The following is a 25,261-nucleotide window of genomic DNA, read 5'->3' as shown; positions in this document are numbered from 1 at the left end:
GCTCCTAGGCGAAGTAGTCGAAATCTTGCTCACGGCGGCGCCACCGGCCCAGGCGCCAGATGACGGCGGGCCCATGCTGGGGGTCGAGGGCCACGGTCTGCTGGGGTCCGCGGCACAGCCGTCTGGTCCCGCTGAGGAGCTCGGTCAGCTCGTAGGCCTCGTCGGGCGCGACCCCGAGCTTGGCCAGTGGAAGATCAAGCCGCGCCTCGTGGGCCCCGAAGGGGTCGAGATTGACCGCGGCGAGGATGACGTTGTCCCGCGCCGCCGTGGCCTTGCCGAAGAAGAGGATGTGATCGCTCCCCGCCTCGTAGAAGCGCAGGTTCCGGTACTCGTGCAGGGCGGGGTTGTCCCGGCGGATCCGGTTGAGCCGTGCGATGAGGTCCTTGATGTGACCCGGGGCGTTCCAGTCGCGCACGCGGATCTCGTACTTCTCGGAGTCGAGGTACTCCTCGGTGCCCGGCACCGCGGCGTTCTCGCACAGCTCGAAGCCGCTGTAGACGCCCCACAGAGACGACAGGAGCGCGCCGAGCACCGCGCGCAGCCGGAAGGCGGGCGGCCCGCCGCGCTGGAGCACCTCGGGGAGGATGTCGGGGGTGTTCACGAAGAAGTTCCCCCGGTAGTACTCGACCATGTCCGACTGCGTGAGCTCCGTGAGGTACTCGGTCAGTTCCTCCTTGAAGTTGCGCCACGTGAAGTACGTGTAGGACTGAGAGAACCCGATCTTGGCCAGCGCCCGCATCACGGAGGGCCGGGTGAAGGCCTCGGAGAGGAAGATCACGTCGGGGTGGCGGTCCTGGACCTCGCGGATCAGCCACCGCCAGAAATCGAGCGGCTTGGTGTGGGGATTATCCACTCGAAACGTTCGCACGCCCTGCTCCACCCAGAAGAGCACGATGCGTAGCCAGGCGTCCCACAGGGACCCCCACGCGTGACCGGCGAAGTTCAGCGGATAGATGTCCTGGTACTTCTTGGGCGGGTTCTCCGCGTACTTGATGCTGCCGTCGGGGCGGTGATGGAACCACTCGGGATGCTCGCGGACCCAGGGGTGATCGGGCGAGCACTGGATGGCCAGGTCGAGGGCGAGCTCCATTCCATGATCGCCGGCCGCCTTGATCAGGCGCCGGAAGTCGTCGAGCGTGCCCAGGCCCGGCTCCACGGCATCGTGGCCGCCTTCGGGACCGCCGATCGCCCACGGGCTCCCCGGGTCGCCGGGGCCGGCGGCCAGCGAGTTGTTCCGCCCCTTGCGGTGCGTGCGCCCGATCGGGTGGATGGGAGGCAGGTACAGCACGTCGAAGCCCATGGCCTGGATGTCGGGCAGGCGACCGATCACGTCCTCGAAGGTCCCGTGGCGGGCGGGCACGCGTCCCTGCGAGCGCGGGAAGCACTCGTACCACGCGGCGAAGCGAGCGCGCGGGCGGTCCACCACCACCTGGTACTCACGGTCGTGGCGCGTCAGATCCGGCCGAGATGCCGTACGCGCCACCAGTGTCCTCAACCCGGTATCGAGAATCAGCCGCAGGCGCGCCTCCTGATCGGGCGCGGCGTCGAGGGCGTCGACGGCGTGGCGGAGTCGCTCGGCGTCGACACCGGAGGCGGCCCCGGCCGCCTCCTCGATCAGGGCCCGGCCCTCGAGCAGCTCGCTGCGGAGGTCGCTCTGGCCGCCGGCGACACGCCGCTCGGTCTCGCGCACCCAGGAGCCGAAGCGATCGGTCCACGCCTCCAGGACGTACGTGTAACGGGTGTTCTCGTCCAGGATCAGCTCGGCGGCCCAGCGGTCGCCCTCGCGCTTGAGGAGGGGGGTGACTCGCCAGGCGGTTTCTCCCCTCGCCCGGTACCGCACGGCGGCCGCGAGCACGTCGTGGCCCTCCTTGAAGATGTCGGCCGAGACGACGAGCGGCTCTCCGACGACGCGCTTGACCGGGTACCGGCCGTCGTCCACGGCCGGGGCCACGCGCTCGATCACGATCGGCTGCCGCGGCTTCGTCATCGCCATCGGTCCACCAGGTACGCCTTCTCGTCCTCGAATCCGCGAGCCAGCCGCTCGCCCACGGCGGTGATCGCCGCCGCCGGCTTGCCGCGTGTCTCCTGGACGAGGGACGCGGTGCGTCCGAGGTAGAGCGGCGCCAGCGATTGCGCCACGTGGCTTCGGTGCGCCACGCGGAATCGCCAGGCGAGCAGGAAGTCGTACACGACATGCGTCCAGAGCCGATCGGAGAATCGGAACTCGTCGGGGTCTGCTTCCCCCAGGGCCAGCACGTCGGCCAGCGTCTCCGGCGCGAGGATGCGGACCCAGATCTCCAGCAGGTCCCGCACCCCCTGACGGAAGCCGGCCAGGAGGCGGCCGGGATCGACCGGCCCGCCTCCCTCGCGGGGAGCGGGCTCCGGTCCACTCGCCGGCACGGCCTCCGAGCCCCGGATCTCCAGCCAGTGCCCCTCCGTCTGCTCGGCGAGGGCGAAGAGCGCCCCGGCCACTCGTCCCACGGTGGCGCCGAGCGGCGAAGGCCGGCTCTCGGCGGCCACCCGCCGCTGTCCCACGGGGACCTGGCTGACGACCAGGCCCGATTGGATGGCCGCCACCGGCAGCCAGAACTCGATCCCCTGGCGCGCGAGGTCCGTGTCCCACGCCTCGGTGTCGAGGAAAGCCCCGGCCGCTTCGCCCGAGCACGCAAATTCCTCGGCCATCGGATGGGCGAGCCGCCGGCCCCAGAGCGCGCGGACGAGCGGCACGACGAGCGCATGCGTGAGCGTGCCCTCGTAGCGCGTCCGCGTGTACATCGGCAGCACGAGGCCATGGCTGTCCTTGAGCACGGGCTCGGCGAGCGCGGCGGCGCGGCCGGGCGCACCGGGATCCACCAGGGCATTGAGGAACACGATGCCCCGCGCGCGCAGCTGTCGGCCCGCGGCGAGGACGGTGCGGACAGCATCGCAAGCGTCGTCGCGCTCGGGTGCGGCGGGAGCTCGCCTGAGGCCGGAGCCCTCGAGGTGGAGGAGCGGACAGGGCGCGACGGCGCGGGTCAGGGCCTCGATGACCTCACCGGAGCCGGTGGGATCCACGTGGACGACCACCGTGCCCGTGCTCCCGAGGGGACCCTCGAGGGCCGCCCGTCCGACCGCCTCCGCGGACGGAGTTGGGCCGACCGTGGGCAGACCGACGACGACGTCGGCCGTCCCCAGGGCCTCCATCTCCGCCTGCACCGCCGGATCGCTCAGAAGTCTCGCCATGCCCGTCCGATCACTTGGTCAGGTGCGCGAGCAGACCGAGGTGATCGGCCAGGTCCCGCGTGATCAAGAAGCGGTGGCGCACCGTCTCACGCGCCGCCGCTCCCATGCGGCCGATCAGCTCAGGGCTGTTCAGCAGGTTGCGGAGGCGGAACGCCGCGCCCTCCACCGTGCTCACCACGTAGCCGGTGGCGTGGGGCACGATCTGGTCCGGGATGCCGCCGACCGGGCTGCCGATGACGGGTTTGCCCTTCCACATGGCGCACGCGACATCGAGGGCGAAGTCCGCCCGCAGCGGCTTCTGCACCACGACGGTGGCGCCCCGCTCGAGCGCGTTCAGATCGGCGTCAGCGGCGCCGCCAAGCACGACGGGCACGACGTCCCCATCGGCCTGGGCCGCCTCGCGTACCTCGTCGAGCACCGTGCTGCTGTCGGTCGGCTCCGGCCCGGCCAGCACCAGCCGCACATCGTGCCGCTTCTTGACCAGCCGGTAGGCGTTGATCACGCCCTGAGGATCCTGGGTGCGGGTGAATTCTCCCACCTGCACGAGATAGGGCTTGTCCCGGGGCACGCCGAGCCGATCGAGCCGCTGGGCCTGCTCGAGCCGCGACATGTCGCGGTTGCGATCGTCTAGTGGATCGACGGCCGGGGCAATCAAAAAACGAGGAATGGGCAAGGGCGGGGCGAAGGAGCGGCGCGAGAGCACGGCCGCGTCGTAGCGCGGGAGGAAGCGGCGCAGGAAGGCCCACACCTGGGCCTGCGGCGCCGACAGGTCGCCGTGGCCGCGCCAGATCCAGCGGCCCGCATCGGGGCGGCGATCCACCAGAAGAAAGGGCGCGCCGCCGTGGACCATGACGAGGTCCCCGTCGAGGGGAAGGCGCGCGGCGTTGTCCACGCACGTCGCGTGCAAGCGCTCGAGCATGGCCTCGGTCACGACCTGCTCGGTGCCGTGGAGCGCCAGCGTCAGGCTGCGGGCGCCGGCGTCGAACTCGGCCGTGCCCACGATGATCTCCCACGTAGTCTCGACACCGAGGGCGTTCACCACCGGAAGCACGCGGTTGAGGGTGGCGGCGATTCCCCCGCCGTAGCGCGACGCCGTCACATGGACCAGCCGGCGGCCACGGACCGTCTCCGCCAGCCGCAAGACGAAATCCACGGCGCCACGCGGGGCCACCGCCCGGTAGTCATCGAGCGTGATGCGCACCGGGCCGGCCATGGCTAGCTCGTCACCAGCGCGTCCTCGAGCACGCTGAGGCACCGATCGCGGATGCGCTCGAGGCTACCCACGTGGGCGTCGATGCGGGCCAGCCGTTCGGCGAGGTCGGCGCGCCCCAGGCCGTGCTCGGTCCACTCCGCGAAGTCGCCCCGATCGCGCCCGAGCCGGTAGCGCACTTCCACGACGTGGTAGAAGAGCGCGCTCGCATCCACCACGGCCAGCCCATCACGAAACTCGCGCAGCGTGGAGGCGGTGACTCCGAGAGGCACAGGCACGACGTGCGATCGCAGGAAGACGAAGGGCTCGCGGGCCGGGACGGGAGCCGTCGCCACCGGTCCCCGATGCAGGTGATCCTCGAGGACGGCGACCAGGTTGGCGCGGAGCGCATCGAGCGAGCCGGCGTCGAACACGTCGACCATGGCCAGGCGCTCGGCCAGCGCCTGATCGCCCAGCTCCGTCGCCGCCCACAGGGCGAAGTCGTTCGGCCAGGCGTCGCCCTGCACCGGGCGCCGCAGCATCGTCCCCGCCGTGTGGGTGAACAGCATCTCGTCGGAAGCCTGGCCGACCCCCTCGAGCAGCGCGCGGGCGTCCCAGGCCTCGGGGCCGACCAGCTCCCGGACCGCCAGGCAGCCATGGAACACGAACGGCATGAGCGTCATCGTTTACACTTCCTCGACTGGGAGGACAAGCATGCCATGAACGTGCTGATGCTGAGTCGAGAGTACCCTCCCCACATCTACGGGGGCGCGGGCGTCGTGGTCGATGAGCTGTCGCGGGCCATGGCTCGCCTCGCCCGGGTCGAGGTCCGCTGCTTCGGCGACCAGCAGGCGCCGGGCCCCGCGCTCGGCGTGCGCGGCTACGCGCCCCCGGCCGAGATCGTCCGGGCGGCCGCCGCATTCCGCCATCGCCCGGTGCTCGAGGCGCTCGCCGTGGACCTGGCCATGGCCGCCGAGCCCGTCGAGGCGGACGTCGTACACACCCATACGTGGTATGCGGCCTTCGGCGGGGTGCTCGTGCGAGCGCTCTTCGACATTCCCCTGGTGGTGACGCTCCACAGCCTGGAGCCCCTCCGACCGTGGAAAGAGGACCAGCTGGGCACCGGCTATCGCGTGTCGACCTGGCTCGAGCGGCTGGCGGTGGAGCAGGCGGAGCGGGTGATCGCCGTGTCCGAACAGATGCGCGCGGACATCCTCACGCACTTCGCGGTGTCCCCGGAGGCGGTCGTGGTGATCCACAACGGCGTGGACGCCGAGAGCTTCCGCCGCACCGAGCGGCGCGATGCCCTCGCGCGCCTCGGCGTGACGCCGCCCTACGTGCTGTTCGTGGGCCGCATCAGCGAGCAGAAGGGCATTTTCCATCTGCTCGAGGCCAGTCGGCGCCTGCCCGCCGGCGTTCAGCTCGTCCTCTGCGCGGCCGCCCCCGACACGCCCGAGCTCGAGCGTCGTCTCGCCGCCGAGGTCGCCGGCCGCCCCAGCGTGCGCTGGATCAACGCCATGGTTCCCCGGGACGACGTCGTCCAGCTCTACAGCCACGCCGCGTGCTTCGTCTGTCCTTCCGTCTACGAGCCGTTCGGGATCATCAACCTCGAGGCCATGGCATGCGGGACTCCCGTGGTGGCGAGCGCCGTGGGCGGCATCCCCGAGGTGGTCGTGGATGGCGAGACGGGCCACCTGGTCCCACCCGGCAACCCCGACGCGCTGGCCGGCGCACTGGAGCGCGTGCTCGCGGATCCCGAACGCGGCGCGAGGATGGGACGCGCGGGTCGCCGCCGCGTCGAGGAGCGCTTCTCCTGGGAGCGCATCGCAGAGCGCACGCTCGTCACCTACGAGGACGCTCGGCGCGCTCACCGCGAGGGGTCCTCGACCAAGTAACCGCTCATGCCCCCACGAAGCGGAGCCACACGGCGGCCAGCGGAGGCAGGGTGAGGCGGATCGACTGGGGCTGCCCGTGCCAGGGCACGGGCTCACTCTGCACGCCGCCGCTGTTGCCGAGGTTGCTGCCTCCGTAGTGCGCGCTGTCCGTGTTCAGCACCTCCACCCACGTCCCGGCTCTCGGCACACCCACTCGGTACTCCCGGCGCGGGATGGGCGTGAAGCTGCACGCGCAGAGGAGCATCTGTCCGGGCTCGAGCGCGAACCGGACGAAGGCGATCACGCCTTGCTCGTTGTCGCGGCAGTCCATCCACACGAAGCCGGCCGGGTCGTGGTCGAGCTGATGGAGCGATCGCTCCTCCCGGTACAGACGATTCAGGTCGCGAACGAGCGACGAGACGCCCCGATGGTACGGCCCCTGATCGAGGAGATGCCACTGCAGGCTCGTCTCGTGATACCACTCGTTCGACTGGCCGAACTCTCCGCCCATGAACAGGAGCTTCTTGCCGGGATAGGCCCACATGAACGCGTAGAGCAGCCGCAGGTTGGCGAAGCGCTGCCAGTCGTCACCCGGCATCTTGGCCTTGAGCGAGCCCTTCCCGTGGACGACCTCGTCGTGGGAGAGGGGCAGGATGAAGTTCTCCGTCCACGCGTAGAGCAGCCCGAAGGTCAACCGATCGTGGTGGTACCTCCGATGCACCGGATCCTGGCGGAAGTAGTCGAGGATGTCGTGCATCCAGCCCATGTTCCACTTGTAGCCGAATCCGAGTCCACCCAGCTGCACCGGCCGCGACACCATCGGCCATGACGTGGACTCCTCGGCCACCGTGATCGCGTCGCCGTGGAGCCCATAGACCACCTCGTTCAGCCGCTTGAGAAAGGCGATGGCGTCCAGGTTCTCGCGACCACCGAAGCGATTGGGGCTCCACTCGCCCGCCCGGCGTGAGTAGTCGAGGTAGAGCATGGACGCCACGGCATCCACGCGCAGCCCGTCGAGGTGATAGCGCTCGAGCCAGAAGAGGGCATTGGCGATGAGGAAGTTGGCCACCTCGTGGCGCCCGTAGTTGAAGACCCGGGTGCCCCAGTCGGGATGCTCGCGCCGGCGTGGATCGTCGTGCTCGTAGAGATGCGTGCCGTCGAAGAACGCGAGGCCGTGCGCATCACGCGGGAAGTGCGCGGGCACCCAGTCGAGGATGACGCCGATGCCGCGCTGATGGAGATGGTCGACGAAGGCCATGAAGTCATGGGGGTCGCCGTACCGGCGCGTGGGGGCGTAGTAGCCGGTGCCTTGGTACCCCCAGGATCCGTAGAACGGATGCTCCATGACCGGCATGAGCTCGACGTGCGTGAATCCCATGTCGCTCACGTAGTCCCCGAGCTGCTCGGCCAGCTCTGGATAGGAGAGCCAGCGCTGCCCTTCCTCCGGGACGCGCCGCCACGAGCCGAGGTGCACCTCGTAGATACTCACGGGCACGCCGAGCGATTGCCGGCGGACGCGCTCGGTCATCCAGGCCTGATCGCCCCAGCTGTAGCCGTCGAGCTCGACGACCTCGGCGGCCGTGCGCTCGCCACCGGGCTCGAATGCGAAGGCCAGGGGATCCGCCTTGAGCGCCTGGAGATCGCCGCCTGGTCCCACGATCTCGTACTTGTAGTGGGCCCCGGGTCCGACCGCGGGAAGGAAGAGCTCCCAGATCCCGTTCGCCGGGTGGAGGCGCATGGGGTGGCGACGGCCGTCCCAGCCGTTCCAGTCCCCGACGACGCTGACCCGCCGGGCATTGGGAGCCCAGACCGCGAAGATGGTGCCCTCGACGCCGTCGAGCCGGCCGGGATGAGCGCCCAGCTTGTCGTAGACGCGATAGTGCGTGCCTTCTCCGAGGAGGTGAAGGTCGTAGTCCGAGAGGGTCGAGGGGAAGCGATACGGGTCGTCCTCGTCGCGAGTCCGCCCCTCGGGGTCGGTGATGCGCAGCCGGTAGACGAGCCCGCTCCGTCCCGGCACCGTGGTCTCCCAGAGCCCCGCCGGGTGGAGCTCCTGCATCGGATGCTCCTCGACGGGCTCCCCGCCCAAGATGACGGAGACCTTTGCGGCGCCGGGCTGTAGCGTCCGGACCACCACGTTCGCTCGGCCTCGCTCGTGCGGCCCGAGCACGGCAAACGGGTCGCCGTGACGACCGCTCACGAGGGACTCGACGATGTCGGGGGCCAGACTCAGCTTGGCGTTCTTGTCGCCCTTTGCCATGTAAAGAAGGTACTACTCGTTCCGCGCCGGAGCGAGCGCGCCGACCACCTCTCGTTCGTTACACCTTTGGTGGCACCGTATCGCGGCAATTTTGACGCGTCCGCGGAGGCTGTGCTATGCCGGGGGCGCAATGGCGACTCCCCTCTCCCGACTGGCCGGCCGCGTGGCCATCGTCACCGGCGCCGCCCACGGCATCGGCCGCGCCATCGGCGTGGCGCTCGCGCGCGAGGGGGCCACGGTGTGGGCCTGCGACGTCCGCGGCGCCGAGCTCGAGGCCACCCGCGTGGCAATCGAGGGCGCGCGCGCGGGCGCCGGGCGGGCAGAGGTCGTGGACGTCCGCGACGCCGCCGCCGTGCAGGCCTTCGTCGCGCGCGCGGTCGCCGAGACCGGCCGTCTCGACGCGCTGGTGAACACGGCCGGCGGCGTGGCCGGCCAGGTGAATCGCCCCATCGAGGACGTCTCCGACGAGGACTGGCGGGTGATCTTCGGGATCAACCTGGACGGCGCGTTTCACTTTACCCGCGCGGTGGTGCCCGCGATGAAGCGCGGCGGGGGCGGCGCCATCGTGAACATCTCGTCCGGCGCCGGGCGCTCCTACAGCCTCACCGGCATCCAGGCCTATGCCAGCGCCAAGGCCGGCCTCATCGGCTTCACCCGCCAGACCGCGCGGGAGCTGGGCCCGCACGGCATCCGCGTGAACTGCATCGCCCCGGGCTTCGTGCGCTCGAACCCCGCGTCCGAGGCCCAGTGGCACGCCATGGGCGAGGCCGGCCAGCGGGCGCTGCTCGAGTCCATCGCGCTGCGCCGCCTCGGAACGCCGGAGGACATCGCGCGCGCAGTGGTCTTCTTCGCCTCCGACGAAGCAGGATGGATCACCGGCCAGACCATCAGCGTCGACGGCGGGCACTGGATGCTCGGATGAAGCTCAGCCGGGATGGTCGTGCCGGTGGTGGATATCCGGGTAGTGCGGGTGCTGATGGCGCAGCGGCTCGTGCACGTGCCAATGCGAATGGGGCTCGCCGGCGGGCGCCGCGTCGTCGTGGACATGCTGATGGTGCTCGTCGTGCACGTGCCGGTGGGCGTGCGCCATCGCGTGGTGCTCGTGCTCGTGCGAGTGCTCCTCCGTGACGTGGAGCCAGACGCCCCACCCCATGAGCACGCCGGCGAGGATCAGCACCCCCGTGATCGGCTCGCGCAGGAGCGCCACGCCGAGCGCCGCTCCGAAGAACGGCGCCAGAGAGAAATAGGCGCCGGTGCGCGCGGCGCCCACGTGCCGGAGCGCCACGACGAAGAGGACGAGGCTCCACCCGTAGCCGCCCAGCCCGAGCAGCGCGCCCGCAACCAGGGGCGCGGGCGCCGGCCAGGCGGCGCCCAGCGAGAGCGCGATGCCCACGTTCACCACGCCCGCCGCGCACCCCTTCAGCATGGCGATACGCAGCGGATCGGCACTGGCGATCCGACGTGTCAGGTTGTTGTCGATGGCCCAGGCCAGGCAGGCGGCGACGATCGCCAGTGGTCCCGCAATCCCGCCCGACGGCGCGAGCGTTCCTCCAGTCAGCACGATGCCGCCGACGACGATGGCGGCCATGCCGAGCGCGATGCGACGGCCGATATTCTCGCGAAAGACGAGCCAGGCCAGGAGCGCCGTGAGCACGCCCTCGAGATTGAGGAGCAGCGCGGCGGTGGTGGCGGCAGTGCGCGACAGGCCCAGCATCAGCAAGACGGGGCCGACGCCGCCGCCCGCCGCGATGGCGAGCCCGAGCCAGATCCAGTCCGGACCCTGGAGGGGCGCCTCGGCCGGCGCGCCGCGCGCACGCCGGAGGATCGCGGCCAGGCCCAGCAGGCCCAGCCCCGATCCGAGATAGAGCACGCCGGCAAGCAGCCAGGGGTCGACCTCACGCAGGAGGAGCTTGGCCAGCGGTGTGCTGGCGCCGAACAGCGCCGCCGCCAGGAGCGCGGCGCCGACACCGCGAGGAAGCGCGCTCATCGCCTCTCCCCCTCGACCACCCCGACCAAGCTCACCACAACGTGCAGCCTTTGAGGTATCGTACGCTCCATGCGGCTCAGCGTCTGCGTAATGGCCGACATCGACGAGATGGACTTCTATCCGCACGTGGAGTCTCTCGGGTACGACTCCGCGTGGGTCGCCGACAGCCAGATGCTCTTCTCCGACTGCTACGCGGTGCTGGCGCTGGCTGCGCAGCGGACGTCGCGGCTGCGCCTCGGGCCCGGCGTGGCCATCTGCGGCACGCGTATCCCGCCGGTGCACGTGGCCGCGCTCGCCACGCTGAACCGGCTCGCGCCCGGGCGCGTGCACCTCGGCATGGGCACGGGGAACACCGCCATGCGCACGATGGGGCAGCCGCCCATGCGTATCGCGGACTACGCAGAATATCTGCGCGTGCTGCGGGGACTGCTCCGTGGCGAGACGGTGGACTACGCCTTCGAGGGGAAGCGGCAGCCCATCAAGATGCTGATCCGCGAGAAGAAGTACATGAGTCTCGAGCCGCGCATCCCCCTCTACGTGTCCGCCTTCGGGCCGCGCGCGATGGAAGTGGGCGGCCAGTACGGCGACGGCCTCGTCATCGCCATCCCGCCACGCGGCCTGCCGCCGCAGGAGGCGCTCGAGCGGGCACGCATCGGGGCGAAGCGCGAGGGGCGCGAGCTCGCGCGCGACTTCCACCTCGCCGCCCTCACCAACATCGTGCTGCTCGAGCCCGGGGAGCCACCGAACTCCGAGCGGGTGCTCCGCGCGGTGGGGCCGAACGTGATGGCGAGCGTCTACTACTTCTACGATACGCTGCACGAGCGCGGGGGCGAGCCGCCCGCCTTCCTGCGCCGCATCTGGAAGCGCTACGTCGCCCTGGTGGAGGAGACGCCGGCCGCCCACCGGCACTTCCGCACGCACGAGGGGCACTACACGTACCTCCACCCCGGCGAAGCCGAGCTGATCGACGCGGAGCTCGTGCGCGACACCTGCCTGGTCGGCAGCGCGGAGGAGCTGGTCGAGCGCATCCAGGAGCTCGAGCGGGGCGGCCTCAGGGAGCTCATGTGGGCGACGGGAACGGAGGACAAGTGGCGCTTCAGCCGCGAGCTGGCGGATCGCGTGATGGCGCGGGTGTAAGATGAGCAGCCCGATGATCGACCACATCGACTTCGACCACGAGCCGCCGCGGAACCTCTCCACGCTGGTGATCGCCTTCGGTGGCTGGATCGACGCCGGCCAGGCGGCGACGGGTGCCCTGCGCCATCTCGTCCGCGACCTGCCCGCCGAGCGCGTGGCCACCATCAATCCCGAGGACTTCTTCGTGTTCACGCAGGAGCGGCCCGAGGTGAAGATGCGGCCCGACGAGACCCGCGACATCCGCTGGCCCCGCAGCGACTTCTTCGCGTGGCAGCGGAACGATCGCCCGGACGGGGTGCTCCTCTTTTCCGGCCCGGAACCGCATCAGCGGTGGCGCACCTACTCGAAGGCATTCCTCGACCTCGCCGAGCACTGCGGCGTGAAGCGCATCGTGTCGATCGGCGCGCTGCTGGCCGGCTCCCCGCACACGCGTCCGGTACCGGTCACCGCGCGATGCACGGACCCCGCCTGGCGCGCCCTGGTGGAAGCCTGGGGGATCTACCGCCCGCCGACCTACGAGGGTCCGACCGGCATCTCGACGGTGCTGCTCGACGCCGCCGAGAAGCGCGGCATCACGCACCTGGGCTTCATGGGCCAGGCCCCGCATTACCTGCAGAACGCCGAGAATCCCGCGGCGATCGAGGCGCTCCTGACCCACGTCGCGCGCCTGCTCGACCTCAGCCTGGACATGTCGAGCTTCCCGGAGGCCATCAAGGAGTTCCGCGCCCAGTGCGATCGCGCGGTGGCGCGGAACAAGGCGACGCGCGAGCACGTCCAGCAGCTCGAGAAGGACTACGACGAGGCAGCCGGCCAGAAGCCGCAGGAGCTGCCCGATGGCGTCGACTCGGATCAGCTGATGCGGGAGCTGGAAGAATTCCTGCGCAAGCAGCGCGAAGGCGGCGAGGAGACCCGCTGATCTACCGGAGCTCGATCCCGAAGTAGCGCTTGAAGCGCGCGTTGTACTCCTCGTCGGAGAGCTCGCCCCCCATCGCCACCCACTCCTCGTCGCTGATGCGTGCCCGCCCCGTTGCGATCCCCTCCGCGTCGACACCCACCGGGTAGCGCAGCCGCGGCCGGTCGGTGGTGATGGCCTCGAGGATCGCCGCGGCCACCGTGTCGGGCTGGCCCGGGTTGCGAAAGCCGGCGGCGAAGAGCTTGCCGTTGCGCCGCATGATCTGGCGATAGGGCGAGGCCTTGTCGTAACGCGTGGCGCCCGCCGAGTTCTCGAAGATGGCGGTCTGGATGACGCCGGGCTCGATGATGGCCACGCGCACGCCGAAGGCCGCCACCTCGTGGGCCAGCGCCTCGCTCGCCGCGGCGAGCGCGTGCTTCGAGGCGGAATACGGGATCTGGTTCGGCGTGGCGATGCGCCCCGCGATCGAGGTGACGTTGACGATGCAGCCCGTGCGCCGCTCGCGCATCGACGGAAGAACGGCTTGGATCATCCGAATGGGCCCCCAGTAGTTGGCCTCGAACATCGCGCGGTGCTCGGCCTCCGGCGTGAGCTCGAGCGGCGTCGCCCCGCCGATGCCCGCGTTGTTCACGAGCACGTCCACCGCGCCTTCGCGCGCCCGCGTCTCCTCCATCGCCCGGTCGATGGAGGCCTGGCTGGTCACGTCCAGCTCGCGCACGGCGAGCCGCACGCCCTGCTCGCGCGCGGCCGCCTCGAGCGGGCCGGCCTTGGCGAGGTTCCGCATGGTCGCGACCACGGTATGGCCGTGCCGGGCGAGGTAGAGCGCGGTGGCGAAGCCGATGCCGGTGCTGGTGCCGGTGACGAGGGTGACGGGCATGGCCGCCATGCTGCCCGGCGGGGCGCAGGCAGTCAAGCGACCGGTCCTTGACGGCGGTGCCCTCCCCGGGTCACGATCTCCGGCGAGCCATGAGCGAAGGGACCAACGGCGGGCGCGCCGAAGCCTTCCAGGCTCTACGCGAGTCGGAGGAGCTCCACCGCGTCACCCTGGAGAATATCTCCGACGCCGTCTTCCTCACCGACGACGCCGGCCGCTTCACCTTCGTCTGCCCCAACGTCGACGTGATCTTCGGCTACGCGCCCGACGAGGTGCGGGCGATGGGCTGGATCAGCGCCCTGCTGGGCGGGGAACTCTTCGACCGCGCGGAGCTGACCGCGCGCGGCGAGATCCGGAACATCGGGCGGGAGGTGCGGTCAAAGAGCGGGGAGCGGCGCAACCTCCTCATCCATCTCAAGGCGGTGAACATCCAGGGCGGCACCGTGCTGTACTCCTGCCGCGACGTCACCGACCTCAAGCACACGGAGGAAGAGCTCCGGACCACGCGCCTGGACCTCATGCACGCCTCGCGCCTGGCCCTGGTGGGCGAGCTCATGGCGTCGATCGCGCATGAGATCAACCAGCCGCTCACCTCCATCATCGCCAACGCCGGGGCGGGGCTGCGCCAGCTCGAGCCCGAGGCGCCAACGGAGCGCGCGCGCGAGCTGCGCGACATCCTGAGTGACATCCGCGACGAGGGCCGCATGGCCGCGGGGGTGATCGAGCGACTCCGCGCGCTCGCCGCCAAGCGCCAGCTCGAGCGGCGGCCGCTCGACGTGAACGAGGTGGCCTTCGACACCCTGCGCCTCGTGGGGGGCGACGCGCGCCGCCGCCAGGTCACGCTGAGCGCCGAGTTGGGCCAGGAACTGCCCGCGGTGGAGGCGGATCGGGTGTCGCTGCAGCAGGTGATGCTGAACCTGCTGCTCAACGCGATGGATGCCCTCGACCGCGAGGAGCCGGCGGAGCGGACGGTGACCGTCCGGACCCGCCGCGCAAACGACGCGGTGGAGATCGCAGTGAGCGATACCGGGCGCGGGATTCCCGCCGACCGGCTGCCCAAGGTCTTCGACGCCTTCTTCACGACGAAGGCGGACGGGCTCGGCCTCGGGCTCGCGATCGCGCGCTCGATCGTGGAGTGGCACGGGGGGCAGATCTGGGCGGAGGACCACGGCGGCCGCGGCGCGACGTTCCGGATGACCCTCCCGCCGTTCGCCTCGGCCTAGGTCTCCACCGCCCATGCCCCGGATCAACGAGCACTTCCGCAGCCTCCGGGCCGCCTATCTCTTCGCGGAGATCCGCCGGCGCACGCAGGCCTACCGCGACGCGCATCCCGACGCGCAGCTGGTGAACCTCGGCATCGGCGACGTGACCCGACCTCTGCCCGACGCGGTGATCAAGGCCCTCCACGAGGCTACCGACGAGATGGCGAGAGCGGAGACCTTTCGCGGCTACGGGCCCTACGCGGGCTACGAGTTCCTCCTGAGCGAGATCGCGGCGCACGACTTCGGGACGCGCGGCGTACGCCTCGGCGTGGACGAGATCTTCGTCAGCGACGGGGGCAAGAGCGACAGCGCCAATCTCCAAGAGCTGTTCGCGCCCGAGTGCGTGGTGGCGCTGATGGACCCCGTGTATCCCGTCTACGCCGACAGCAACGTAGTGGCTGGCCGGTCCGGTCCTGCCGACGAGAGCGGGCGCTATCCCGGCTTCGTCTATCTCCCCTGCACCGCTGAGAACGGCTTTCAGCCTTCGCTGCCGAGCCGGCACGTCGATCTCATCTACCTCTGCTACCCGAACAATCCCACCGGCGCGGTGGCCACGCGCGAGGCGCTCCGGCGGTGGATCGACTACGCCCGGGCCGAGGACGCCACCATCCTCTTCGACGCCGCCTATGAGGCCTACGTGGCGGACCCGGAGGTGCCGCGCTCGATCTACGAGATCGAGGGCGCGCGCGAGGTGGCCATCGAGTGCCGGAGCTTCTCGAAGACGGCGGGCTTCACCGGCATGCGCCTGGCGTATACGGTGGTGCCCAAGGACGCGCGCGGGCGCGCGGCCGACGGCAGCGCGATGAGCCTCAATCAGCTCTGGACCCGCCGCGTCGGCATCAAGTCCAACGGCCCGCCCTATCTCATCCAGAAGGCGGCGGCCGCGGTGTACACGCCGGAGGGGCAGAAGGAGGTCCGCGCGCTGATCGACGGCTACATGGGGAACGCCCGCATCATTGCCGAGGGCCTGCGCGCCGCGGGCCTCGAGGTGTACGGCGGCCGCAACGCGCCCTACATCTGGTTCCGCACGCCGGGCGGCATGCCGTCCTGGGACTTCTTCGACCGGCTGCTCGAGCAGGCGCAGGTGCTGGGCGCCCCCGGCGCCGGCTTCGGCCCCAGCGGCGAGGGCTATTTCCGCCTCACCGCCTTCGGCTCGCGGGCGGACGCCGAGGAGGCGGTCGCGCGCATCCGCACCCGACTCGATCTCGCCCCCTCGGCCTCCCGTTGAGCGTCTACCACCACCATCGGTACGCCCTCCTCTTCTACACGCTGCTCGTCACGCTGGGCATCGCGCCGCTCCTGGCGGCGCTGGGCTTCAGCACGAACACGCTGCAGATCCTCCTGGCGTTCAGCCTGCTCGCCGCGGTGCTCAACGTCCAAGGGCAGCGCTGGCGGATGCTGCTGATCCTGGTGGCCGCCGTCGCAGTCGGGCTATACGCGGCCCCGACCCTGGCGCTCGGCCGCGGGCTCGCGAGATGGGCCGTCCTGCTGGTCGTCGCCGTCGCGGTCATCGCGACCGCCAGCGCCGTCCGATTCGCGATGACCGCGAAGGACGTCTACGCCGAGCACGTCTATGCCGCGCTGAGCGCCTATCTCCTCGCCGGGTTCTCGTTCGGAGTCCTGCACTGGAGCATCGAGAGCAACTGGCCCGGCTCGTTCAGCGAAGGCGGCGGCGTCTCGACGCACTTCTCGCTGTCCACCGCGATCTACTTCAGCTTCGTGACGCTCGCGACGCTCGGCTACGGCGACGTCGCTCCGAAGACCGAGGTGGCGCGGGGCATCGTGATCTTCGAGGCCGTCGGCGGCCAGCTTTACGTGGCTGCGATGATCGCGCGCTTGGTGGGCGCGCGACTCCAGACAGTAGGTGACCCTCCAGGCCGCTGAGGGTATACGATCTTCCTCCGGGACAAGGACAAGGACGGCTAGCTGGCGATCTCCGAGCTCACGGAAGCGAGCCCCGAGGCGCTACGCGCCGTCAAGCACAAGGACAGTGCCCGCATCTCCCTCGATGAGTACGTCAACGCGCTCTTCAAGGACTTCGAAGCCGCCGACACGGACGGGGACGCGCTCCTCACGGTGGAGGAGATCGAGCGCTACCGCCAGAAGGCCCGGTAGCGCCGAAGGCTCGCGGTAGCGCCGCCCCTCAGCGCCCCGCGCCGCGCAGCCGGGGCAGGGCGCGCGCGCTCACCGAGACCGCGAGCAGGGGGCAGCGGGCCTCGCGGAGCACCCGCTCCGTCGTGCTTCCCCGCACCGCGTCCATGAAGCCGTGACGCCCCGCCGTGGTCATCACGACGAGCTGGGGATGCCATGTCTCGATGGCGGCGGCGAGGCGCTCGACCGCGTCGCCCAGCTCGGTCTGCCGCTCCCAGCTCCATTCGGCGCGCTCGGGCGTCGTGACCATGGGGAACGGACCCTCGCCGGCGTGCAGCAGGCGAAAGGCCACGGGGTCGTCGCCCACGATGCCGGCGATCGCCATCGCCGCATCGACCGCGGGCTGCGGCGCGGGCTCGTGGTCCACCGGGATGAGAATGCGTCGCAGGTTGAGCGCGCCCGTGTCCGGCGACACGAAGCTCCTCGAGCCTTCGGGCACGAACAGCGCGATCTCGCCCGCGTGCTGGCTGATGGCCGCGGCCACGCTGGGTTGACGCCAGGCCGCGAACCCGTCGCGGGGGTGCGTGGCCATGACGATGACGTCGGCGGGATGGTGGCGGAGGAACTCGGCGGTGTGCGCCACCGGATCGGCGCCGGCGGTCTGAACCTTCTCGATCTCGACGCCGAGCTCCGCCACCGCCGAGGGCGCGCTGCCGGGCGGCAGCACCCCCCAGCGCTCGAGCGCCTCGCGCACGCCCGGGAAGTGCTTCCAGCCTCCCAATCCGGCGTCGGGGGCCACGTGGAGGATACGGAGCTCGCCGCCGGTGAGCAAGGTGAGCTTGAGCGCGTGCGCGAAGGCCAGCTCGCTGGCCTCGGAGAAATCCGTGGGGTGCAGGAAGCGCCAGCTCATCTCATGACCCGGGCTTGAGCGCCATGTCGTAGGCGCGGATCAGCTCGTCGCTACGCGCCTTCCAGGCGAGCCGCTTGCTGGCGCCATAGAGGTCGATCTGCTGGTAGAGCGGCACCGCGGGCGCCTCCTCGATCCAGAGCTTGTTGATCCGGTGGTAGAGGGCCAGCCGCTTCTTCTCGTCCATCTCGCTCTGCGCCGCCTCCACCATGCCGTTGAAGTCGCCATTGTCCCAGTTCACGAAGATGCCCGGCGACTTGAACAGCGGCACGTAGATGGCCTCGGCGTCCATCGCCGGATGGCCCCAGCCGATGAGCCATACCGGCCCCGCCTTGTGCACGTAGACCATGTTGTTGAGGTAGGCCACGAACTCGTGCGTGCGGAGCGTGGTGCGGATCCCTGCCTTGGTGAGCTGGCCGCTGACCGCTTCCGCGACCTCGCGGTCACGCACGTAGCGCCCCTGCGGGCCGTTGAGCACGATGTCGATGCCGTTGGGGAAGCCGGCCTCGGCGAGGAGCTTCTTGGTGCGGGCGAGATCCTGCTTGACCGGCTTGAGGGCGGGATCGAAGCCGAAATGCATGCTGGTCAGCATGGTGGCCATGCGCACCGCCTTGCCGTCCATCACACCGCGAATGATCTCGTCGGCATCGACCGCGGACACCATGGCCTGGCGCACCCGCTTGTCCGCGGTGGGCCCCGGATACGGGCCGGTGGCCTTGTGGGTCGTCGCGTCCATCTGGTGCGTGTAGATCATGAGCTGGATGGTGCGGATCGAGGGCGCGGTGCTGAGGAAGAGCTTCGGGTGCTTTTCGATGATGCCGGCGAGGTGCGGCGGGATGTTTACCGCCACGTCGATCTCGCCGTTCTGGAGCGCGGCCACGCGCACCGCGTCGTCGGGGATGTGGCGGAACACGACGGTCTTGATCCGGGCGGGGCCGCGCCAGTGATCCGGCACGGCCTCCATCACGATCTCCTCGTCCTTGGACCAGCGCACGAACTTGTAGGGCCCGGTGCCGATGGGATTCTTCGAGATGGCCGCCGCGTCCTTGCCCGCGTACTCCTTGGGCGGGTACATCGAGGCCTGGCGCAGGGCCATCTGGGCCACGAACGTGGGCCAGGGCTTCTTGGTGTGGACGCGGACGAGGTAGGGATCGACGATCTCGACGCGGTCGATAGGGCCGTACGTCGGCGAGCCGCGCAGCTTGTTGGCGGGATTGGCGAGCCGCTCGAGGCTGAACTTCACCGACTCCGCGTCGAAGGTCTCGCCGTTGTGAAACTTCACGCCCTTGCGGAGCTTGATCTCCCACACGGTCGGGGCCACGAGCTTGGGCAGCTCGGTCGCCAGCTCCGGCACGAGGGCCAGGCTCTGGTCGCGCGCCACCAGCATGTCGAACATCTGGGCGCCCACGTTGGACGCCGGCTGCTCGGACTGGTTCATCATGTCGAGCGTGGTTGGATCCACGCCCTGCGCGATGACGACCTTGCCCTCGGGCGCGGCGGCGGCCGCCACCGGGACCAGGAACAGGGTGACGGCCGCGACCGCGCTGCGCCACTGGCTCATGGAGGGCCTCCTTTGAGTGCCGCGAGAGTGCGGCTACTCTAGGGGCGCCTCAGGAGTGAGTCAACAGGCGCGGTTCCCCCCTCCCGGCGTGGCCACTGAAGAGCAGGGCGCCCAGCACGATCAGCATGCCCAGGAAGGACAGCGAGAAGGCGAGCGGACCCACGTGCGTGCTCAGGTGGAGGTGGGACGAGGCGTGCCAGCCCTCGCCGATCACCTGGATGACGGCCCCGGCGAAGGCAATGGGAATGCCTATGCCATGCGCCCCGTGCTGCACGTGGTCGATCAGCGCCCAGCCGGCGGCGAGGAACGTGAGGGCGACGCCGAGGTAGAGGGGTACGTGAACGGTGCCGAGGTGATGGACCATGCCGCGCACCGTGGTGGCCTCGAAATCGGGGCGGATGAATCCGTGCCAGACGATGTCGTAGGCGAAGCCGAGCCACTGGACAATCAAGCCGAGCCAGATCCAGCTACGCGGATGCTTCATGATGCGGACCTCCTTCGTACAGCCGATACCGACAACTTCAACGTACACCCGCCACCGGGCGTGTAGTATCGGGGGCCGGAGGTGACCATGCGCTTCGGGACGTTCTTCTTTTTCCAGGCCGCACCGGGGCTGAGCCATGCCGAGGTCGTGCACCGCGAGCTCGAGCAGATGGAATGGACGGAGGAGCTCGGCTTCGACCAGATCTGGCTCACCGAGCATCACTTCATCGACTACGGCCTCGCCGTCGATCCGGCCAGCCTCGCCGCCACCGCCGCGTCTCGCACGCGCCGCGTGCGCATCGGCCTCGCCGCGGCCATCCTGCCGTTTCACCACCCGCTGCGCCTCGCCGAGCAGGTCGCGCTGATCGACATCATCTCCAAGGGCCGGCTCGACGTGGGCGTGGGCCGCGGCAACCGCCCCGCCGAGTTCCGCGGCTATCACGTGCCCCAGGAGGAGAACCGCGAGCGGTTCGACGAGGCGGTGGACATCATGCTGCGCGCGTGGACCGAGGAGCGCTTCTCGTTCGAGGGCCGCTTCTTCACGGTCGGCGAGACGCGCCTCATCCCCAAGCCGTGGCAGCGCCCGCACCCGCCCATCTACCAGGTGTGCGGCAGCGATGACGGCATCGAGAGCTCGGCGGCGCGCGGGTGGCCCATGCTGAATTCCATCCTCACCGGGCCGGTCAGCCAGCTCGTGAAGCGGCGCGACTCGTATCTCACCGCCCTCCGCAAGCACGGCCGGACGGAGGGCGAGATCACGGCCCTGATGAAGCACTGGGGGGTGTCACGGCAGATCTACGTGGCGCCCACCGACGCGCAGGCCCTCGCCGAGGCCAAGGACGCGGAGATGTGGTACCAGGACTCGCTCAGACGCTTCCAGGTCCCCGAGCGCATCGAGGACGCACATCCGAGCCTCCAGCCCGGATTCCGCGCCGCCGCGGAGCGCTTCGCCAAGGTGACGTGGGAAGGCCTGGTGGAGGAGACGCTGGCCTTCGGCTCCCCGGACACCGTGATCGCCAAGCTCGAGGAGATGCGCGCGATGGGGGTGGGCCATGTCCTTTGCTGGATGAACTTCGGCGGCCTGCCCCAGGACAAGATCCGCCGCTCCATGGAGCTCTTCGCCCGCGAGGTCATGCCGCACTTCCGCTGAGCGGCCCGCGTCTTTTACCCGGCAGTCTCGACGCGCAGCGGGATCGCCGATCCCGTTGGCCGCCGCCAACTCCTCGACTTCGCGCTGCTCGGCCCGTGGCACTCCCGTTGCAAAATTCTGCCGGCGAGGAGGACCGCCGATGTCGGGACCCGATTTCACCAAACCGATCGGAGGCGATCGAGCCGTCGCGCACGTCCGGGTCAACGGAGCCTCCCGCCCCCTGCCGGAGGACCCCCGGGTCACCCTACTCGACTTCCTCCGGGAAGCTCTCGGTCTGACGGGGACCAAGATGGGGTGCGACCATGGGCAGTGCGGCGCCTGCACCGTGCTCGTGAACGGACGCCGGGTCAACGCGTGCCTGACGCTGGCGGTGACCGTCGACGGAGATCAGGTGACGACGGTCGAGGGCCTCGCCGGCCCCGACGGCCGCCTCCATCCCGTGCAGGCTGCGTTCCTCGAGCACGACGCCTACCAGTGCGGCTACTGCACGCCCGGGCAGCTCTGCTCGGCAGCCGGCCTGCTCGAGGAGGTCGCCCTGGGCGAGCCCAGCGCGGTGACGCCCGCGCTCGACCGCATCGCCGACGTCGAGCTCACGGACGACGAGATCCGCGAGCGCATGAGCGGCAATCTTTGTCGCTGCGGCGCCTATACCAACATTGTCGCCGCCGTCCGGGCGGCGGCGCGCGGGCAGGCCGCGCACGGGCGCGCCCGATGAAGCCCTTCGCCTATCGCCGGGTCGAGGACGTGCACGCGGCGGTGCGTGCGGCCGGCCGAGGCCCTACCGTGCGGTTCCTCGCCGGCGGCACCAATCTCATCGACCTCATGAAGCAGGGAGTGGAGGAGCCCGAGCAGCTCGTCGACGTGAATCGCCTGCCCCTGGCCGAGATCGCGGAGGCCCCGGCCGGCGACGTCACCATGGGCGCCCTCGCCCGAAACTCCGACGTCGCCGCGCATCCCCTGATCCGCGGGCGCTATCCCGCGCTGGCCGAAGCGCTCCTCTCCGGCGCATCGCCGCAGCTCCGCAACATGGCCACCGTCGGCGGCAATCTCCTCCAGCGCACGCGGTGCCCGTACTTCACCGACCCCGCGTTCGCCGAGTGCAACAAGCGGCGCCCGGGCTCGGGCTGCGCCGCGCGGCACGGCTACACGCGCATGCACGCCATCCTCGGCGCGAGTGACGCCTGCATCGCCACGCATCCCAGCGACATGGCGGTGGCCCTCGCCGCGCTCGACGCAGTGGTCGAGGTGACGGGGCCGGACGGTGACCGCTCCATCGCCATCGGCGACTTCCACCGCCTGCCCGGCGACACGCCCCACGTCGAGACCGAGCTGCGCGCGGGCGAGCTCATCGTGGCGGTGCGCCTGCCCGCCTCGCCCTTCGCGCGCCGCTCCCACTATTTGAAGGTGCGCGACCGCGCCGCCTACGCCTTCGCACTGGTCTCGGTGGCCGCGGCCCTCGGTCTCGACGGCAGCGGGACCATTCGCGCGGCGCGCCTCGTCCTCGGCGGCGTCGCGCATAAGCCCTGGCGCGTGCCGGCGGCGGAGCAGGTCCTGATCGGCCGCCGCGCCGACCCCGTGGCCTACGCCGAGGCGGCCGACATCCTCCTGGAGGGAGCCGAGCCTCTTCGCGACAACGCGTTCAAGGTCGAGCTGGCCCGGCGGAGCGTGGTGCGTGCGCTGACCGTCACTGCGGCCCGCGGCTGAGGAGAGCGACATGCCGGATGTGGTGGGAACGCCGCTCGAGCGGGTGGACGGCCCGGCCAAGGTCACCGGCGCGGCGACGTACACCGCGGATCATCGGCTTCCGGACCTGACCCACGCGGTGCTGGTGACGAGCGCCATCGCGCAGGGACGCATCGAGGGCATCGATGCCGCAGCCGCCGAGGCGGTGCCCGGCGTCCTCGCCGTGCTCACGCACGAGAACGCGCCGCGCGTCCGCGGGCGCCTCGGGCGGGATACGGACGACAATCACGCGATCCAGGCGCTGCAGGACGCCGAGATCCGCTACGCCGATCAGCCTGTCGCGGTGGTGGTGGCCGAGACCCTCGAGCAGGCGCGCGAGGCCGCGCGGCGCGTCGTCCTCGCCTACAAGGAGACGGCGCCGCAGATCGGCCTCGACCCGGTACGCGGACGGTCCTTCCGGCCGAAGCACGTCGTGTACGAGAAGCCGGACACCGCGCGCGGCGCCGTCAGGACGGCGCTGGAGCGGAGCCCCGTGCGCGTGGAGGCCGTCTACACGACCGCGCGTCAGACCCAGAATCCCATGGAGCCGCACGCGACCATCGCGATGTGGGAGGCGCCCCGACAGCTCACGCTCTACGACGCGACCCAGGGCCTCTTCGACTGCCGCAGGCGGGTGGCCAAGATTCTCGGGCTCCGCGAAAGCGCGGTGCGAGTCGTGTCGCCGTACCTCGGCGGCGGATTCGGAAGCAAGGGGCCCGTTTGGTCGCACGTGATCATCGCCGCCCTCGCCGCCAAGCACGTGGGCCGGCCCGTGAAGCTCGTGCTCGAGCGCCGGCAGATGTTCGGGCCGGTGGGCTGGCGCGGACGCACCCGCCAGACGGTGGCGCTCGGCGCCGAGCGCGACGGCACCCTGACCGCCCTCCAGCACCATACGCTCGCCGAGACCTCGACCTACGACGCCTTCATGGAGGCGTGCGGCCTGCCCGCGCGGATGCTCTACGCCTCCGCCACCAGCGCGACCAGTCACCGGCTCGTGCGCGCCACCATTGCCACGCCGTCGTACGCCCGCGCGCCGGGCTGGGCGACGGGCACGTTCGCCCTCGAGTGCGCGATGGACGAGCTCGCCTGGGCGCTCGACATCGACCCCATCGAGCTACGCCTGCGGAATCACGCCGACGAGGATCCCGCCACCGGCCATCCGTGGTCGAGCAAGCACCTGCGCGAGTGCTACTACATCGGCGCCACGCGCTTCGGCTGGCATCGGCGGGCGCGGCAGCCCGGCGTCTGGCGCGAGGGCGGCCGCCGGATTGGCTGGGGCATGGCGACCTCCGTGTACCCCACGCACCGCAGCGAGGCCTCCGCGCTGGCGCGCCTTCACGACGACGGCACCCTCGTCGTCGAGACGGGGAGCCAGGACCTCGGAACCGGCACCTACACCATCCTCACCCAGATCGCCGCCGACGCCCTCGGAACCTCGCCCGGCCGCGTGCTCGTGCGCATCGGCGACACGCGCCTGCCCGAGAGCCCGATGTCCGGCGGCTCGCAGACGGCGGCCAGCGCGGGCTCCGCCGTGCACGAGGCCGTCTGCGCGCTCCGGGCCGAGCTGGTGCGCCTGGCCGTCAGCGACCCCGCGAGCCCCCTCCACGGCGTGCCCGGCGAGGCGGTCGGCGTCGAGGACGGGCGGATCTTCGACTCCCGCGTCTTCGGCAAGGGGGAGAGCCTGGAAAGCCTGCTGGTGCGCCAGGGCCGTGACCAGTTGGAAAAGCGCGCGAGGGCCACGCCGGGGCCCGAGGCGAAGCGCTACGCCATGTACGCCTTCGGCGCGCAGTTCGCCGAGGTGCGCGTGGACCCCGAACTGGGAGCCGTTCGCGTGAGCCGCATGGTCGGTGTCTTCGACGTCGGCCGCGCCCTCAATGCGCGCACCGCGCGCAGCCAGCTCCTCGGCGGCATGGTGTGGGGCATCGGCATGGCGCTCACCGAGGACACGGTGATCGACAGCCGGCTCGGGCGCGTCGTGACCGCCAACCTCGCCGACTATCACGTGCCGGTGGCGTCCGACGTGCCGGACCTCGACGTGTCCTGGATCGGCGCGCGGGACGAGCACGCCAACCCCGTGGGCGCGAAGGGCCTGGGCGAGCTCGGCATTACCGGAACAGCCGCCGCCATCGCCAACGCCGTCTTCCACGCCACCGGCCGGCGCGTGCGCGATCTGCCGATCACGCTCGACAAGCTACTCTAGCCGCCGACTCAGTCGTTGGGCGGCGCCGCGCTGATGTCGCCCAGCGCCGAGTCGGGGTCGCGCTCGAGGGCAAGGTCGCCCAGCGAGACGATCCCGACGGCGCGTCCGGCCTCGACGACGGGCAGACGCCGGATCGACCGCTCGCGCATCAGCTCGACCGCGGCCTCGAGCGTATCGTCGGGGCTGATGGTCGTGAGGTCTCGGCTGGCCACCTCTCCGATCGGGGTCTGGGCATCCCGCCCCTCGGCCACCGCGCGGACCACGATGTCACGGTCGGTGAGGATGCCGGCGATCTGTTCGCCGTCCAGCACGATCACGTTGCCGATGCCGGCGTCGCGCATGTGGCGCGCCGCCTGCTCGAGTGTCGTCGTGGACGGAACGGTCACGGGCTCGGGGGTCATGACGTCGCGGATGATGTCGCCGTTCATGGGT

22 protein-coding genes are annotated in these 25,261 nt (G+C 70.7%); 11 read left to right on the top strand and 11 right to left on the bottom strand.

Features of this window, described 5'->3' with window-relative positions; all coding sequences use genetic code 11:
- Window positions 1-4 precede the first annotated feature (4 nt).
- From VFX14_16060 to VFX14_16045, 4 genes are read right to left on the bottom strand one after another with little or no spacing between them, the layout of a single operon-like run.
- Window positions 5-1,987, bottom strand: a complete 1,983-nt coding sequence (locus VFX14_16060; GenBank protein ID HEU5191201.1) for an alpha-1,4-glucan--maltose-1-phosphate maltosyltransferase — start codon at window positions 1,985-1,987, stop codon at window positions 5-7.
- A complete protein-coding gene (locus tag VFX14_16055) occupies window positions 1,984-3,222 on the bottom strand; it encodes a hypothetical protein (GenBank protein ID HEU5191200.1) in 1,239 nt (412 codons plus the stop codon). Before VFX14_16055 ends, VFX14_16060 begins: the two co-directional genes overlap by 4 nt.
- A 10-nt stretch (window positions 3,223-3,232) precedes the next feature.
- Window positions 3,233-4,435, bottom strand: a complete 1,203-nt coding sequence (locus tag VFX14_16050) for a glycosyltransferase (protein HEU5191199.1) — start codon at window positions 4,433-4,435, stop codon at window positions 3,233-3,235.
- 2 nt (window positions 4,436-4,437) lie between these two features.
- Complete coding sequence (locus tag VFX14_16045) at window positions 4,438-5,094, bottom strand: DUF5752 family protein (protein ID HEU5191198.1); 657 nt, start codon at window positions 5,092-5,094, stop codon at window positions 4,438-4,440.
- Window positions 5,095-5,130: 36 nt separating this feature from the next.
- On the opposite strand from VFX14_16045, the gene glgA reads away from it, so the two are divergent.
- Window positions 5,131-6,306, top strand: coding sequence for a glycogen synthase (gene glgA / locus VFX14_16040; GenBank protein HEU5191197.1), 1,176 nt, complete (start codon window positions 5,131-5,133; stop codon window positions 6,304-6,306).
- Window positions 6,307-6,310: 4 nt separating this feature from the next.
- Here the strand turns inward: glgA and glgB are convergent, their stop codons facing one another.
- Window positions 6,311-8,542, bottom strand: coding sequence for a 1,4-alpha-glucan branching protein GlgB (glgB, locus tag VFX14_16035; GenBank protein HEU5191196.1), 2,232 nt, complete (start codon window positions 8,540-8,542; stop codon window positions 6,311-6,313).
- A gap of 130 nt (window positions 8,543-8,672) precedes the next feature.
- On the opposite strand from glgB, the gene VFX14_16030 reads away from it, so the two are divergent.
- Window positions 8,673-9,464: an SDR family NAD(P)-dependent oxidoreductase gene (locus VFX14_16030; protein ID HEU5191195.1), complete on the top strand. Its 792-nt coding sequence runs from the start codon at window positions 8,673-8,675 to the stop codon at window positions 9,462-9,464.
- A 3-nt stretch (window positions 9,465-9,467) separates the two neighbouring features.
- Here the strand turns inward: VFX14_16030 and VFX14_16025 are convergent, their stop codons facing one another.
- The gene (locus tag VFX14_16025) at window positions 9,468-10,529 is read right to left on the bottom strand and encodes a DMT family transporter (GenBank protein ID HEU5191194.1); all 1,062 of its coding nucleotides are present in this window, start codon (window positions 10,527-10,529) and stop codon (window positions 9,468-9,470) included.
- A gap of 69 nt (window positions 10,530-10,598) precedes the next feature.
- Between VFX14_16025 and VFX14_16020 the strand changes: the two genes are divergently transcribed.
- Together VFX14_16020 and VFX14_16015 are read left to right on the top strand one after the other, a co-directional pair.
- Window positions 10,599-11,666, top strand: a complete 1,068-nt coding sequence (locus tag VFX14_16020) for an LLM class flavin-dependent oxidoreductase (GenBank protein ID HEU5191193.1) — start codon at window positions 10,599-10,601, stop codon at window positions 11,664-11,666.
- Window positions 11,667-11,679: 13 nt separating this feature from the next.
- Complete coding sequence (locus VFX14_16015) at window positions 11,680-12,582, top strand: PAC2 family protein (GenBank protein HEU5191192.1); 903 nt, start codon at window positions 11,680-11,682, stop codon at window positions 12,580-12,582.
- A gap of 1 nt (window position 12,583) precedes the next feature.
- On the opposite strand, the gene VFX14_16010 is transcribed toward VFX14_16015, so the two are convergent.
- The gene (locus tag VFX14_16010; GenBank protein HEU5191191.1) at window positions 12,584-13,456 is read right to left on the bottom strand and encodes an SDR family oxidoreductase; all 873 of its coding nucleotides are present in this window, start codon (window positions 13,454-13,456) and stop codon (window positions 12,584-12,586) included.
- An 89-nt stretch (window positions 13,457-13,545) separates the two neighbouring features.
- On the opposite strand from VFX14_16010, the gene VFX14_16005 reads away from it, so the two are divergent.
- From VFX14_16005 to VFX14_15995, 3 genes are read left to right on the top strand one after another with little or no spacing between them, the layout of a single operon-like run.
- Entirely contained in the window at window positions 13,546-14,676 is a 1,131-nt protein-coding gene (locus VFX14_16005; GenBank protein ID HEU5191190.1) for an ATP-binding protein, read from the top strand.
- A 13-nt stretch (window positions 14,677-14,689) separates the two neighbouring features.
- Complete coding sequence (locus VFX14_16000; GenBank protein ID HEU5191189.1) at window positions 14,690-15,943, top strand: LL-diaminopimelate aminotransferase; 1,254 nt, start codon at window positions 14,690-14,692, stop codon at window positions 15,941-15,943.
- Window positions 15,940-16,599 (top strand): potassium channel family protein, encoded by a 660-nt coding sequence (locus VFX14_15995; GenBank protein ID HEU5191188.1) that lies wholly within the window; start codon window positions 15,940-15,942, stop codon window positions 16,597-16,599. Before VFX14_16000 ends, VFX14_15995 begins: the two co-directional genes overlap by 4 nt.
- 259 nt (window positions 16,600-16,858) lie before the next feature.
- On the opposite strand, the gene VFX14_15990 is transcribed toward VFX14_15995, so the two are convergent.
- The 3 genes from VFX14_15990 to VFX14_15980 are packed head-to-tail and all read right to left on the bottom strand — an operon-like array spanning window position 16,859 to window position 19,758.
- Window positions 16,859-17,716 (bottom strand): universal stress protein, encoded by an 858-nt coding sequence (locus VFX14_15990; GenBank protein ID HEU5191187.1) that lies wholly within the window; start codon window positions 17,714-17,716, stop codon window positions 16,859-16,861.
- A gap of 1 nt (window position 17,717) precedes the next feature.
- Entirely contained in the window at window positions 17,718-19,274 is a 1,557-nt protein-coding gene (locus tag VFX14_15985; protein ID HEU5191186.1) for an ABC transporter substrate-binding protein, read from the bottom strand.
- Window positions 19,275-19,323: 49 nt separating this feature from the next.
- Window positions 19,324-19,758, bottom strand: a complete 435-nt coding sequence (locus VFX14_15980; GenBank protein HEU5191185.1) for a hypothetical protein — start codon at window positions 19,756-19,758, stop codon at window positions 19,324-19,326.
- Between the two features lie 87 nt (window positions 19,759-19,845).
- Between VFX14_15980 and VFX14_15975 the strand changes: the two genes are divergently transcribed.
- The 4 genes from VFX14_15975 to VFX14_15960 all read left to right on the top strand — a co-directional run bounded on the left by VFX14_15975 (window position 19,846) and on the right by VFX14_15960 (window position 24,829).
- Window positions 19,846-20,907 (top strand): LLM class flavin-dependent oxidoreductase, encoded by a 1,062-nt coding sequence (locus tag VFX14_15975; GenBank protein ID HEU5191184.1) that lies wholly within the window; start codon window positions 19,846-19,848, stop codon window positions 20,905-20,907.
- Window positions 20,908-21,046: 139 nt separating this feature from the next.
- Window positions 21,047-21,622: a 2Fe-2S iron-sulfur cluster-binding protein gene (locus VFX14_15970; protein ID HEU5191183.1), complete on the top strand. Its 576-nt coding sequence runs from the start codon at window positions 21,047-21,049 to the stop codon at window positions 21,620-21,622.
- Window positions 21,619-22,611 carry a xanthine dehydrogenase family protein subunit M gene (locus VFX14_15965; protein HEU5191182.1) on the top strand — a complete coding sequence of 331 codons (993 nt, stop codon included), beginning with the start codon at window positions 21,619-21,621 and terminating at the stop codon, window positions 22,609-22,611. Before VFX14_15970 ends, VFX14_15965 begins: the two co-directional genes overlap by 4 nt.
- Window positions 22,612-22,621: 10 nt before the next feature.
- Window positions 22,622-24,829 (top strand): xanthine dehydrogenase family protein molybdopterin-binding subunit, encoded by a 2,208-nt coding sequence (locus VFX14_15960; GenBank protein ID HEU5191181.1) that lies wholly within the window; start codon window positions 22,622-22,624, stop codon window positions 24,827-24,829.
- A gap of 8 nt (window positions 24,830-24,837) precedes the next feature.
- Here VFX14_15960 and VFX14_15955 read toward each other — a convergent pair whose 3' ends face one another.
- Entirely contained in the window at window positions 24,838-25,257 is a 420-nt protein-coding gene (locus VFX14_15955; protein HEU5191180.1) for a CBS domain-containing protein, read from the bottom strand.
- Between the last annotated feature and the right edge of the window lie 4 nt (window positions 25,258-25,261).

Source organism: Candidatus Methylomirabilota bacterium (assembly GCA_035764725.1).
Taxonomy (GTDB): domain Bacteria; phylum Methylomirabilota; class Methylomirabilia; order Rokubacteriales; family CSP1-6; genus DASRWT01.
Note: the sequence above shows the minus strand (reverse complement) of the source record. Positions and strands in the feature narration are given on the sequence as shown.